This window comes from Streptomyces sp. NPDC001530 (genome assembly GCF_042894545.1).
In the GTDB taxonomy this organism is placed as follows: domain Bacteria; phylum Actinomycetota; class Actinomycetes; order Streptomycetales; family Streptomycetaceae; genus Streptomyces.
Genome location: NZ_JBIAVS010000028.1, coordinates 25,606 through 38,125, shown reverse-complemented (window position 1 = coordinate 38,125; position 12,520 = coordinate 25,606). Strand labels below are relative to the sequence as shown.

Sequence of the window (12,520 nt, the reverse complement as noted above, 5' to 3'; positions counted from 1 at the left end):
CCATCACCGGCCCCCGTTCCCGCTCGCGTTCTCGTCGTCGTCGCCCGGGATGCGGAAGGGGCGGCCGGCCAGGGCGTCCGACGGCCAGTCCCGCGAGGCCCGCCAGAGCAGGGCGTTGCCCGCGGGCCGCAGATTGGACAGCTGCTCCAGCTCGAAGCGCAGCCGCTCGGTCACCTTCGAGTCGGGCAGCACCAGCGGGTCGGTCAGCTGCCAGACGGCGTGCAGCAGCCGTCGTACGCGCAGATGCAGTACGGCGTCCACGCTGTCCGGCGGCTGTTGGGCCGCGTCCGTGTGCCCGAGCGCGACGGAGGCCCGGTCGTCGTGGCCGTCGAAGTCCCGGCCGTCCGGGTCGTGCGCGTGGTAGTAGGGCGCGGACGCGATGAAGACCAGGGACGACAGCCAGCCGCGGGTGTCAGTGCGCGGGAAGGTGTCGCGCAGGTGGGCCACCGCGAAGTCGGCTTTGCCCAGGGCGAGTTCGTGGTGCAGCCGGTAGCGGGCGGCGTCCGACGGGTGCTCGTCGTCGTAGTGGTCGATGAGGGTGCGGTGCACGGCCCGCCACCGCTCGTGGTCCGGGTCGCCGTGGTGCAGCCGCAGCAGGAGCAGGGCGCGTAGGAAGGGGTCGCCGACGAACTGTCCGTCGGCCGTCGCCCAGCCCTCCTCCGCGAGCCGCTCCTCCAGGTCGAGGACGCCCGACGCGCCGAAGTCGTCGGGCAGTTGGGCCTCCGCCAGCGCGCACGCCGAGTCGCGGTCGTGGGCCGCGGCGAGCACCGTCAGCTCGTCCAGGCGGCCGCCGGGCACGAGCCGGTCGAGGAGTTCCTGGTAGGCGGGGCGGCCGTCGTGGTCCTCGTGGACGGCGACGTCCGCGGTGAGCAACTCGCCCAGCGACGCCGCCCCTTGGGGCAGGTTCTGCTTGGCCGACTCGGCGAGCAGGGTGATGCCGAGCGGGCTGCCGCCGGTCAACCGGTGGGTGGCGTGCGGGAGGTGCGACGGTACGACGGGGCCACCGGCGGCCAGGGCCACCCCGTCGGAGGCGGTGTCCACGATGTGCAGCGTGTCGTCGGGCGTCAGCGGCGGCAGCGAGACGAGCAGCGCGCGCGAGGACGGCGAGGTGCCCGGCTCCCAGCCGGACTCGCGGGCGGCCTCGGGCAGGGTGCGGCAGCCGGCGTTGCGCAGCGCCGGGTGCGCGTAGCCCCGTAACGCCGCGAAGAAGACGACCTGGTCGGCGATGCCGTCGGCGCGGTCGCGCAGCACCGGCTCCATCAGGCCGAGGCCCGCCGGCTCCTGCACGTTGTCGATCAGCACGACCGGACGGCCGCGCCGGTGCGAGCGCTGCACGACCCCCGCGTACGCGTCGTCCAGGTCGGCCAGCAGGGCCCGTACGAGATAGCGCTCGGCGTGCCTGCGCGAGTCGCCGCCCGCCCTGAAGTGCCGGGACAACAGGATCAGCGCGAGCTTGGGGCTGCCTCCCGCGTTCGGATAGTCCCGGTACCAGGCGGCGGCCTTGCGCAGCCGACGGGGAGCGGGGCCGATCCCCTCGGCGAAAGCCTCCAGGGTGGCTTCGATGATCGGCGCGATCACCGGACCCGTACCGCTCAGCGAGGCGACGACCTTGGAGACGATCTTGCTCACCCAGCGGCCCGCGAATCCCGAGATCCACGAGCCGGTCTCGTTCAGCAGCAGGATCCGCTCCGCCTCCTGCCGGATGCGCGGCACGTCGCGGTCGCTCCAGCCGCCCGCCGCCACCGCGAGCAGCCCGGCCGCCAGCCGCGGAAAACCGATCCGCCCGGCGCCCGTCACCGGTTCGGCGAGCTGCTCGGCGACCGTGGTGAGCGCCTGCCCCACCGGCGACCAGGCCTCCGCCGGCCGCTCGGCGGGCGGCCCGGCGAACTGCCGCTCCTCCCCGTCGATCAGCGCGACGGGCGTATGCCCGCGATAGGCGTCGCGCAGCTCACGCAACACCGCACTCTTCCCCAGCCCCCGCCCGCCCGCGAACACCACGAACGGCAGCTCCTCCGCGTGCTCGTACGGCGTCGCGCGCAGCTGATACGGACGCAGACCGACAAGCCGTGACGCCAGCCCGGGCGGATCGGTGTCGAACAGCGCTCCCCGGCCGTGCAGCCCTCTGTGCACCGCATCTCCCCCTAGGGCCTTCCGGCGGATCAATCGCGCCCTTGCCTGGAAGCGGCCTGATCCGTCGGACAGGCCCGGCGCGGTCCGGTCCGATGTGCTGCTGTGAGGTGTATCAACACCAGTGTAAAAAGGGGGAGTTGGTTCGGGGTAGGGCGCCTGGTGTCCGTTGTGTTACGAAAACTTTCCGCCACTCACCGGACGGTGATCGAGTCCAGCTTCTCGCGCAGGTGAACATGGGAGCCGGTTCCGACTCAACCACTGCGAGGCGGCCATGACGACACCGAACTGCTATGCCTGCGGCCAGGAAGCCCGCCTGGACGGGTTGCCACTCAGCGAACGTATCGCTCTCGATCAGCATTGGCGGGTGGCTCACGCCATAGGGACCGCACTCCCCGGCTGGCTCGTCCTGCTGCCGCGTCGCCACGTGACAGCGGTCCATCAACTCACCGACGCCGAGGCGACGGCGCTGGGGACGTGGCAGGTGCGATTGTCGCGGGCGCTCCACGAGGTGACGGGCTGCGTCAAGACCTATGTGGCGCAGTTCGCCGAGGCCGAGGGCTTCGCGCACGTGCACTTCCACGTGATGCCGCGCATGGCGGACCTCTCTCAGGAGCTGCGCGGGCCGGCTGTCTTCGAATTGCTCAGACGGCCCGCACCACACCGGGTGCCACCCGACCTGATGGACAAGATCGCGGGCTCCCTCCACGCCCGCCTCATGTCTTGATGCAGGCAGTGATCAGCCGACGGTGATCGAGTCCAGTTTCTCGCGCAGGTAGACGTGGGAGTCGACGGGTTCGTACGCCACCCGTCCCACCGGAGCGGGCACCGACTCGACGAGCGTGCCCGGGGTGCACTCGCCGAAGTAGACGAGGGACATCAGTTCCTCGGCGGGGGCGTCGGCCGGGGGTGGCAGGACGCGGTGGCGGCCGGAGCGCCAGCGGTCGCCGGTCCAGCGGGCCATCAGGTCGCCGATGTTGATGGTGAAGGCTTCCGGGTCGTAGGGCGCGTCTTCCCAGCCGCCCTCGTCCGTGTAGACCTGCAGGCCGCCCTTGCCGGCCTGGCGGTCGAGGATGGTGACCGTGCCGAAGTCGGTGTGCGGGCCGATGCGGAACTGGCCCGGCTGGGGATCCCCGATGATCTCCGTACCCGGGTACCAGTTGATGTTGAAGCCGTACGTGGGGTGGTCCATGTGCCTGGTGAAGAAGTCCGGGTCCAGGCCCAGCGCCTCGCCCAGGAGGGCCAGCAGGCGGTTCTCCAGCTCGCCCATCCTTGTCACGTACTCCTCGCAGAGCTTCTGGAGTTCCGGCGCCTCGGCGGGCCAGACGTTCGGTGCGTACCACTCCGCGTTGATCTCCGGGTCCTCGAAGGGCTCGTGGGTCGCGAACGTCAGCGACTCCTTGAGGTCCGGGGGCGTCTCCGTACCCTCCGAGTAGCCGTTGGCCTCGGCGCCCGGGCCGAGCCAGCCGCGGCCGCCCACCTGGGCCGCGTACGGCTGTTTCGTCGCGGTGGGGAGGGTGAAGAAGGCGCGGGCCGCCTCGCGGATGCGGGTGCGGAGGGTCGGGTCCACGCCGTGGCCCGTCACCAGGAGGAAGCCGGCCGTCTGAAGGGCTTCGTCGACCGTGCGGGCGATGTCCGCGCGGGCCTCCGGGTCCCCCGAGAGCCACGGGCGCAGGTCGATGGTCGGGATGCGGGGGGTACGGGCGTCACTCACCGATGTCCTCGTTCCACAGTGCCGGGTTGTTCTTGATGAAGTCGCGCATCACGGACGTGCACTCGGGGTCGTCAAGGAGCACGATCTCCACACCGTGCTCGCCCAGCCAGTCGTGGCCGCCGTGGAAGGTCTCGGCCTCGCCGATCACGACCCGGGAGATCCCGAACTGGCGGACCAGACCGCTGCAGTACCAGCACGGGGAGAGGGTCGTCACCATGGTCGTACCCCGGTAGGTGCGTTGCCGGCCCGCGGCGCGGAAGGCCGCCGTCTCCGCGTGCATCGAAGGGTCGTCGTCCTGGACGCGGCGGTTGTGGCCGCGGCCGAGGAGGGTGCCGTCCGCCCCGTAGAGCGCGGCCCCGATCGGGATGCCGCCCTCGGCGAGACCAGCGCGGGCCTCCGCGAGGGCGGTGGCCAGCCACGCGCGTGCCTGTGCCGGATCGATTGCCTGACCGAAGCGCTCCATGACTCCACTCTCCTGTGGCCGAAACACAAGGGCAACGTGCGGAAAGTACTCTCCGGGCAGCCCGCACCCGGACGGACTGTCAGCGCCTGAAGGAGGTACCCGTGCCCGCACTCACCCTCCGCGACATCCTGGCCCTCGACCCCGTCCGCTCCACCGAACCCGAACTCCTCGCGGGCGAGGGCGCCTTGGACCGGCCCGTGCGATGGGTGCACTCCAGTGAGGTGTACGAGGGCGCGAACTTCCTCGACGGCGGCGAACTGCTCCTCACCAACGGCTTCGGGCTCGCCGACGCCGACGAGGCGACCCGGCGGCGGTACGTCCGTGAGCTGGCAGCGCGCGGTGCGGCGGGGCTGGCCGTGGAGGTCGGACGGTCGCTGGTGCTGATGCCGGAGGAGGTCGTCGACGAGGCCCGGCGGCTGGGGCTGCCGCTGCTCGCCCTGCACCGGGTGGTGCCCTTCGTGCGGATCACGGAGGCCGCGAACCGGGCGATCGTGGCGCGCGGCCTCTCAGGGCGCGGTTCCGCCGTACGTCCCTGGGGCGGCGACCACACCACCGCCCTGCTGGCCGACCTCGCCGACGGACAGGCGCTCAACCAGCCCGAGGTGGAGGCCCGCGCGGCGCTCGCCGGGTTCCATCCGGGCGCGGGGGCGCGGCTGATCGGGGTGTCGGTGCACGGCGCCCGGGACCTGGGCGTGATCGACCGCGCGGCGCGGGCGCTGGGCGGGGCCTCGGTGCTGCGGGCGGTGTTTCCGGGGGACGCGCTGGCGCTGGTCGCGATGCCCGGGGCGGCGGCCACCAGACAGGATGCGGTGCGGGGCGGGTCGCGCGATGTCGTACGGGCCGCCGGGTCGCGGGATGTCGTACGGGCCGTCCAGGAGGCCCTTCGGGCGGTCGCCGAAGCCGGAGTGACCGTGGCGGTCGGGCACGCCGTCGCGGCCGCCGGCGGCTGGCTGCGCTGGAGCGAGACGCTGCGCGCGGCGCGGACGACGCTGGAACTGGCGCTCACGGTGCCGTCGGCCGAACCCGCCCCGTGCGAGGGCCCGCTGGTGACCTCCTCGCGCGCCCTCACGCTGGAACGGGAGCTGACCCGCGGCGGCGTCGACGCCAACCGCGACCGGCTCGCCCGGCTGGTCCAGCACACCCTGGGCCCCCTGCTGGCCTGGGAGGCGGCCCACCCCAGCGACCTTGTCCGCACCCTGGAGGTCCACCTCCGGCACGGCTGTTCGCCCACCCGGACGGCGGCCCTCCTGCACATCGGCCGCCAGTCCCTCTACCAGCGCCTGGAGCGCATCGAGTCCCTACTGGGCCTGGAGATCGACGACCCCGACCTGCTCGGCGATCTCCTCACGGCCCTGTGCGCCCACCGGATCGTGCGGGGGGTGCGGGCGGCGACGGGTGAGGGCCTGCGCACGGTGGCCTGACGGTCGGCACGGTGGTCTGACGGTCAGCGGCAGCTGGCCCGTGCGTACTGGCGGGCCAGCGCGTGGAAGGACTCCTTCGGCTCCCAGTGCCAGCCGGAGGCCGGGTCGTCGGGGCGGTCCTTGAGGGCCTTGACGATGCTGTAGCTCGCCATGTCGAGATCATGGCGCGGGTCGTGGGGGAGATGCGGGGCGTCCGGGCTGACGAAGGTGTACGCCATCGCCGAGTACAGCCCCATCGACTCGAACACCGACAGCACATCCGTCAGATACGCGGCCTGCACGCGCTCACTTCGCACCAAACCGCCCTTGATCTCCGGCGGCTCCTTCGTGTAGTCGACGACGTCCCAGCCCATGCCGCCCTTCTCCGGCGCGCCCTTGAAGGTGCAGCAGCCGAACTCCATGACGGCGACCGGCTTCCCGAAGCGAAGGAACGAGGCGAGATCGCGTACGTAGTCCTCGCGCCGCCTGAAGTAGCTGTAGTAGTCGATGCCGACGAGGTCGAAGAGCCTCCAGTCGACGTCCTCGTCCTGCGCGGCCGCGTACGTCAGCCGCCCGCGGAAGACCGACCGGCCGACCGCCGCCGCCTTCGCGGTGAACCGGCGCAGGCGGCGGGCCATTCGTACGGGGTCGAAGTTGCCCTTGAGCAGGTTCTCGACGCGCTCCTGGAGGGTGGCGCCGGGCACGATGCCGGGGACGTACAGCACGAATTCGCAGCCGACGCTGAGGTGCACTCCGGCGCCCTGCCGCCGCAGCCGCTCGGCGTAGCGGCCCGTCTGGGCGAGATGGTCGAGGATCTCGCGCTCCGGCACGTCCCCGAGGGTCGGTTCGAGCCAGACGTTCAGCCCGTGCTCCCCCGCCTCGGCCGCCGTGGCGGTGAGCCGTTCGACGCCGTCGCCGGTGACCTTGACCGCGTTGGCGTGCAGGTCGTGCGCGATGGCGCGCAGGTCCGCGCGCATGCGCCGGGCGCTCCACGCCGTGCCGGGCGTCTCCCCCTCGCCGACCTCGTAGACCACACCGCGGTAGGTCAGCCCGTGCGGCCGGCCCCCCGTCGCCGCGGCGGCCTGCCCGACGGGCAGCACCGCCGCACCCCCGACGGGCAGCACCGCCGCGCCCCCGACCGCCGCGGCCATCCCCAGGAACCGTGCCCGGCTGATCCCCTGCGTTCCCCGCATCGCGCCTCCCCGTGCCCTTCGTCGTGGCCCCAGTCTGGGAAAGCGGACCCCTCTCCCGCAGTCCGCCGATGGTCTACGTACGGGGGCCGAAGGTATGAACCCGGGCGCGACTTACGACGGCGACGTCGGCGCTGACGAGGAGGACGTCAGGTAGGCGTGCAGCGCGCCCGCGCCCTCCAGCATGGCGGTCGTGCGCGCGGGCAGGGCCGTACCGGCGGTCGCCTCTCGCCTGCAGCGCCTGGCGGACGTGGGCCTCGGCTCTCTGCAGCTGGGCCAGCCCGCCACCACCCTCCCCGGAGGGGACACCCAACGCATCCAGCTGGCGAAGGAGTTGGGCCGTCGCGCCACAGGGCGCACGTTGTATCTGCTGGACGAGCCGACGACGGGCCCGCACGCCGCCGACACCGTAAGCGGTCCCGACGGTGCTCTCACGTCTGGCGTTCAGCCTTCTACTCGCAGCAGCAGTTTCCCCGTGCTGCTCCGCGTCCCCATCAGCCGATGGGCCTCACCCGCCTCCTCGAGGCCGAACTCCGCGGTCACCGGCAGGGACACGGCGCCGTCGACCACCGTCCGGAACGCCCGCTCGGCGATCGCGCGCAGGGCGGCCGGCGCCGTCCGGGCCAGGCCGAGGATGGAGAAGCCGGCGACCGACAGGCCCGTCGGGTAGAGCTCCGGCTGGCCCACCGTCCACGGCTCCGCCGAGCTCGCGTTGCCGAAGGAGACCAGGCGGCCGAAGGGGGCCAGGGAGGCGAGGCTGCCGCGCAGGGTGTCGCCGCCGACCGGGTCCAGGGCGAGGTCGACCCCGCGGCCGCCGGTCGTTGCACGGATCTCCTCCACGAAGGAGCCGACGAAGACCTCGTCGTAGCCGTGGTCCAGCGCGTACTTCGCCTTGGCCTCGGCCGACACGACGCCGTACACCGCCCCGGCCCCCGCCGCCTTCGCCAGCTGCCCCAGCACCGTGCCGACGCCGCCCGCCGCGCCCTGCACGAGCACGGTCTCGCCGGGCTGCAACCGGCCCACGGTGTGCACCAGTGCGTACGCCGTCGGCACCACGGTCGGCAGCGTGGCGCCGGTGCGCAGGTCGACGCCGTCGGGGAGCGGGAAGACGGTCACCGCGTCGGCCACGGTCACGTCGGCGTACGCGCCGCCCTCCGTCAGGGCGGCGACCTCCTGGCCGACCCGCAGCCCCTCGACGCCCGCGCCGACCGCCCGGATCCGGCCCGAGACCTCAAGTCCCGGACGGAACGGGAGACTTGGCACGCGATAACCCTCTGACCTCGCCTTGAGGTCGGCGAAGTTCACACCGATGTACGCCACGTCGATGCTCACCTGCCCGGGCCCCGGCTCCGGAACCTCCGTCTCCACGACCCGCAGGACCTCGGGACCGCCGTACTCCTGGAACTCGACCGCGCGCATGGCACACCCCTGGTGAATGCTCGACTGTTCAATGGGAAGCGAACACTCGGGAGTGTATGGTTTTCATCGAACACTCGGCAAGTGGAGCAGGAAAAGCCCAGGGAGGCAGGCATGGCGGAGCGCACCACCGGTCATCGGGCGGCCCCCAGCCATCGAGCGGCCCCCGAGCACACCCACCCCGACGCGGTCCCCGTCCAGACCGCCCTGGCCGCCCTCGCCGACCCCATACGCATCCAGCTCGTACGGGAGTTGGCGGGTTCCGCCGACTGGAGCCGCAGCTGCGGCAGCTTCGACGTGCCCGTCGGCAAGGCGGCGCTCAGCCACCACTTCACGGTGCTGCGCGCCGTGGGCCTCGTCGAACAGCGCGACGAGGGCCCCAAGCGCGTCAACCGCCTCCGCAGGGAGGAGTTCGACGCCCGCTTCCCGGGCCTCCTCGCGCTCGTCCTGCGCGAGGAGCCTCAGGGTTAGCGCGGGTCAGCGCTTGAACCTGAGCGCCGCGTACAGCCCCGCGCTCACCGCGAAGCCCACCAGGCAGGTGATGTCGCCGAAGGACGGCCAGTTCTCCGGCACCCAGCCCACGTACTTCTCCTGGTTGGAGAAGAGCGGGACCGACACCGCGATGCCGATCAACAGGGCTGCCAGCCCCGGCCAGTTGGCGAACGAACGGTCACCCAGCCGCTGGGTCAGGTCGTCGTCCGAGGCCGTACGACCCTGAAGCCACCGCTCGACCAGGACGACCCCCAGCCACGGCCCCACCCAGTACGCGATGACCAGCAGGAACGCCTCGTAGGCATGCCCCGCGTCGTCGAGCGACGCCCACGCCGCCGCCGTACCCGCGAGGCCGCACAGCACGACGATCGCGCTGCGGCCCAGCCACTTCGGGAGCCGCAGGCCGAGCGAGGTGATCGACATGGCCGAGGAGTAGACGTTCAGGGCGTTCGCCGAGACCGCGCCCAGGATGATCGCCAGGAGCACCAAGTCGCTGAGCCAGCCCGGGAGATGGCCCGTGAACGCGGCCGTGGGGGTCGCGTCCTTCGGGGCGAGGATCGTGGCCGACGCGGCGCCGATCACGGCCACGACCGCGATCGACACGAACAGGCCCACGGCCGGGTACAGGACCGTCCTGAGGCGGTTCGCCGTCCGCGGGAGGTAGCGGGAGTAGTCCGCGGCCCCGGGGTTCCAGCCCGCCGCGTACCCCCACGCCGTGCTGAACGCCAGCAGGAAGCCGCCGATGCCGCCCCCCGTGCCGCCACCGCCGAGGTCCGCCTCCTTGAAGGTCCACACACCGGCGAGGGCGAAGACCACCGCCAGCGCCGGGAAGGCGTATTTCTCGAAGGCGTGCACGAAGTTGTGGCCGATGAAGCCGATGACGATCTCCGCCGCCACCACCAGGAGCAGGGAGGGGAGGGGGTTCAGGCCCGTCAGCGTGTCCAGCGCGAAGGCGGCGCTCACGCTGTTCACGGCGAACCAACCCACCCCCGACACCAGGGCGTTGAAGCCCGACGGCAGGATGTTCCCCTTGTATCCGAAGGAGAAGCGGCCGATCACCATCTGCGGTACGCCGAACCGCGGGCCGTCGAACGACAGGATCCCCTGCGTCAGCGACCCGAGCGCGGTGCCCAGCAGCAGCGCGGCGGTCGCCTGCCAGAAGGTGAGTCCGAAGAAGAGGACCGAGATCACGCCGATGTAGACGGTCGCGAACTCGATGTTCGGGGAGGCCCAGGTCCACAGCAACTGGAGCGGGGTGCCGTGCCGTTCGGCGTCGGGGATCGGCTCCGAGCCCGCCGTCTCGACGGCGATGACTTTGTCGCCGTACTCGGGGGCGATCGGTGCGGTGGTGCTGGCGGGAGCGGTCGTCATGCACCGTAAGTGTCCGGCCCCCGCCCGCCCCGGCCCAGGGGCGCATTGTCCGCTTCGGGAGGCTCGTCGGCGTACAACCTGCACGCATCGGCGGCGCCGATGACCCCATCGGCAGGACGCCCCACCAGCGCGTGGACCGCCCGCACCGCCCGCTCGTAGCGTCCTGGACATGACCACAGAGAGCAAGGGCACAGAGACCAAGGGCATCGCCCAGCTGACGACCGCGATGGTGCTCTCCGGCACCCTCGGCGTCTTCGTCGTCGAGTCGGGCGCCTCGCCCTTCAACGTCGTCTTCTTCCGCGTCCTGTTCGGCGCCCTCGCCCTCGGCGCCTACGTCGTCGCCCGTGGCTGGCTGCGCGGCCACGGCTTCACCCCGCGCACCCTGGGCCTGGCCGTCCTCGGCGGCGTGTTCATCGTCTTCAACTGGGTCTTCCTCTTCCAGGCCTACGAGAACACATCGATCTCCGTCGCCACGGTCGTCTACCACACGCAGCCGTTCTACGTGGTCCTGCTGGGCGCCCTGCTCTTCCGAGAGCGGCTCACCGCGGCCAAGGTCGGCTGGGTGGTGATCGCCTTCGCGGGGCTGATCCTCGTCTCGGGCGTCACGCCCGGCGACTTCACGAGCGGCGGATCATACGTCGTCGGCGTCGGCCAGGCCCTCCTCGCAGCCCTCCTCTACGGTCTGTCCACCCTGGTCACCAAGCGCATCACCGGCGTCCGCCCGCACCTCATCGCCCTCGTCCAGGTCCTCGTCGGCATCCCGCTCCTGCTCCCCTTCGCCGACTTCGGCGCGATGAGCGGCACGGGCATGGACTGGGGCTGGCTGGTCGGGCTCGGGATCATCCACACCGGGCTGATGTACGTCCTCATGTACGCCGCCTACGCCAAGCTCCCCACCGCCAAGATCGCCGTCCTCGCCTTCACCTACCCGGCCGTCGCGATGGTCATGGACTGGGCGGTGTACGGCCACCACATCGGCCTCGTGCAGGCGCTGGGTGTCCCGCTGATCGTGACGGCGAGCCTCAAGGTCACCCTTGCTCGGCCACGAGCTTCCGCGCCTGCTCCAGGAACAGCCGCGCATGCGCCGGAAGCCGCTTCCCGGCCCGCCACGCCAGCTGCGTCCGAAGCGTGAACGGCGGCTCCCACCGCAGTCGCAGGAGAGAACCCTCCGCGAGTTCGGCGGCGACCGTCACCTCGGGCAGCAGCGCCATCCCGAGACCGGCCGCCGCCGCGCGTTTGGTGGCCTCGATGGTGCCGAACTCCATGAAGGAAACCGGGTCGGGGGACAGGGAGTTGAGCTCCCGCTCGAACAAGTCCCGGTAGGCGCAGCCGGGTTCGGTGGCCAGCAGGGGCTGATCCGTGAGATCGGCCGTCACGACCGCTTTCCCGGATAGCGGATGGCCGGGCGCCGCCACGAGGGCCAGCGGCTCCACCGCCAGCTCCTCGGACTCCAGCCCGACATGCTCGGTCTCCTCCTCCATCAGGAAACCCACGTCGTACGTCCCCTGCCGCAGCGCCTGCCGGGTCTCGTCGCCGATGGTGGTACGGAGCGAGAGGCGTACGCCCGGGTAGCGGTGGTGGAAGAACTCCAGCAGCGGCGGCAGCCGATACGACGTCAGCGACTCCATGGTGCCGACGGCCAGCGTGCCGGCCGGCTCCCGCGCGCCCGCGACCGCCGCCCGCGCCTCCTCGCTCAGCTCGATGATCTGCCGGGCGTAGGGGAGGAGCCGCTCACCCGCCTCCGTCAGGCGGATATGGCTGCCGAGCCGGTCGAAGAGCTCCGTGCCGAGCGAGGACTCCAGGGCGCGGATCTGACTGGTCACGCTGGACTGCGCGTACTTCAGCTCGGCCGCGGCCCGGGTGAAGCTCAGCACGGTCGCGACCTTCTCGAAGGTGACCAGCAGCCGCAGCTCCATCAGCTCTCCGTCCGCGTCAGGTCAGTTCTCGGACCCCTCGCCCCGCTCGCGCCGCCGCAGTTCCTCCTCGCGGCGCCGCAGGTCGGCCTCCCAGTCCTTCAAGAGTGCCTCGTCCTTCTTGGTCTCCGCCTTGAGGGAGTTGAGGAAGTCGGGGTCGTCGTCGGGCGCGACGTACTGCGTGCGGTGGTTGCGATGCCACTCGGAGGGCGTGGACCCGCCCGCCGGAACCCGCCGCGTCCGGCCCGCGACGAGCCAGGCGATCGGGCCGACCAGCACCTCGCCGAAGAGCAGGATGATGATGACCCACACCACCTTCGGCAGGCCCCGGACCTCTTCCTCCGGCGTGTTCAGGCAGTCGATGAAGGCGTAGATCCACAGCGCCAGGACCAGCAGAAACGGCAGATACCTGAGCATGGCCGAACGTTCCCCCA

Annotated in this window: 12 protein-coding genes; 4 read left to right on the top strand and 8 right to left on the bottom strand. The window is 71.8% G+C overall.

What is annotated here, in order from left to right; translation table 11 throughout:
• Positions 1-3 precede the first annotated feature (3 nt).
• Positions 4-2,130, bottom strand: coding sequence for a hypothetical protein (locus ACFY0T_RS42030; protein WP_388883509.1), 2,127 nt, complete (start codon positions 2,128-2,130; stop codon positions 4-6).
• Between the two features lie 271 nt (positions 2,131-2,401).
• Here ACFY0T_RS42030 and ACFY0T_RS42025 point away from each other — a divergent pair, with 271 nt between their 5' ends.
• Positions 2,402-2,854 carry an HIT family protein gene (locus ACFY0T_RS42025; RefSeq protein ID WP_388883507.1) on the top strand — a complete coding sequence of 151 codons (453 nt, stop codon included), beginning with the start codon at positions 2,402-2,404 and terminating at the stop codon, positions 2,852-2,854.
• Between the two features lie 12 nt (positions 2,855-2,866).
• Here the strand turns inward: ACFY0T_RS42025 and ACFY0T_RS42020 are convergent, their stop codons facing one another.
• Together ACFY0T_RS42020 and ACFY0T_RS42015 are read right to left on the bottom strand one after the other, a co-directional pair.
• A complete protein-coding gene (locus ACFY0T_RS42020; protein ID WP_388883505.1) occupies positions 2,867-3,841 on the bottom strand; it encodes an isopenicillin N synthase family dioxygenase in 975 nt (324 codons plus the stop codon).
• Positions 3,834-4,304, bottom strand: coding sequence for a nucleoside deaminase (locus tag ACFY0T_RS42015; protein WP_388883503.1), 471 nt, complete (start codon positions 4,302-4,304; stop codon positions 3,834-3,836). Before ACFY0T_RS42015 ends, ACFY0T_RS42020 begins: the two co-directional genes overlap by 8 nt.
• A gap of 101 nt (positions 4,305-4,405) precedes the next feature.
• On the opposite strand from ACFY0T_RS42015, the gene ACFY0T_RS42010 reads away from it, so the two are divergent.
• Positions 4,406-5,725, top strand: coding sequence for a PucR family transcriptional regulator (locus tag ACFY0T_RS42010; protein WP_388883501.1), 1,320 nt, complete (start codon positions 4,406-4,408; stop codon positions 5,723-5,725).
• A 23-nt stretch (positions 5,726-5,748) separates the two neighbouring features.
• Here ACFY0T_RS42010 and ACFY0T_RS42005 read toward each other — a convergent pair whose 3' ends face one another.
• Both ACFY0T_RS42005 and ACFY0T_RS42000 read right to left on the bottom strand, forming a co-directional pair.
• Positions 5,749-6,897, bottom strand: coding sequence for an abortive phage infection protein (locus tag ACFY0T_RS42005; protein WP_388883499.1), 1,149 nt, complete (start codon positions 6,895-6,897; stop codon positions 5,749-5,751).
• Between the two features lie 441 nt (positions 6,898-7,338).
• Positions 7,339-8,313, bottom strand: a complete 975-nt coding sequence (locus ACFY0T_RS42000; RefSeq protein ID WP_388883497.1) for a zinc-binding alcohol dehydrogenase family protein — start codon at positions 8,311-8,313, stop codon at positions 7,339-7,341.
• 111 nt (positions 8,314-8,424) lie between these two features.
• Between ACFY0T_RS42000 and ACFY0T_RS41995 the strand changes: the two genes are divergently transcribed.
• Positions 8,425-8,781 carry an ArsR/SmtB family transcription factor gene (locus tag ACFY0T_RS41995; protein WP_388883495.1) on the top strand — a complete coding sequence of 119 codons (357 nt, stop codon included), beginning with the start codon at positions 8,425-8,427 and terminating at the stop codon, positions 8,779-8,781.
• Between the two features lie 6 nt (positions 8,782-8,787).
• Here ACFY0T_RS41995 and ACFY0T_RS41990 read toward each other — a convergent pair whose 3' ends face one another.
• Positions 8,788-10,173 (bottom strand): purine-cytosine permease family protein, encoded by a 1,386-nt coding sequence (locus tag ACFY0T_RS41990; RefSeq protein ID WP_388883493.1) that lies wholly within the window; start codon positions 10,171-10,173, stop codon positions 8,788-8,790.
• A gap of 169 nt (positions 10,174-10,342) precedes the next feature.
• Between ACFY0T_RS41990 and ACFY0T_RS41985 the strand changes: the two genes are divergently transcribed.
• A complete protein-coding gene (locus ACFY0T_RS41985; RefSeq protein WP_388883491.1) occupies positions 10,343-11,305 on the top strand; it encodes a DMT family transporter in 963 nt (320 codons plus the stop codon).
• Here the strand turns inward: ACFY0T_RS41985 and ACFY0T_RS41980 are convergent.
• Together ACFY0T_RS41980 and ACFY0T_RS41975 are read right to left on the bottom strand one after the other, a co-directional pair.
• Entirely contained in the window at positions 11,202-12,089 is an 888-nt protein-coding gene (locus ACFY0T_RS41980; RefSeq protein ID WP_388883489.1) for a LysR family transcriptional regulator, read from the bottom strand. The genes ACFY0T_RS41985 and ACFY0T_RS41980 overlap by 104 nt on opposite strands.
• Positions 12,090-12,110: 21 nt before the next feature.
• Positions 12,111-12,503, bottom strand: coding sequence for a PLD nuclease N-terminal domain-containing protein (locus tag ACFY0T_RS41975; RefSeq protein ID WP_388883487.1), 393 nt, complete (start codon positions 12,501-12,503; stop codon positions 12,111-12,113).
• Between the last annotated feature and the right edge of the window lie 17 nt (positions 12,504-12,520).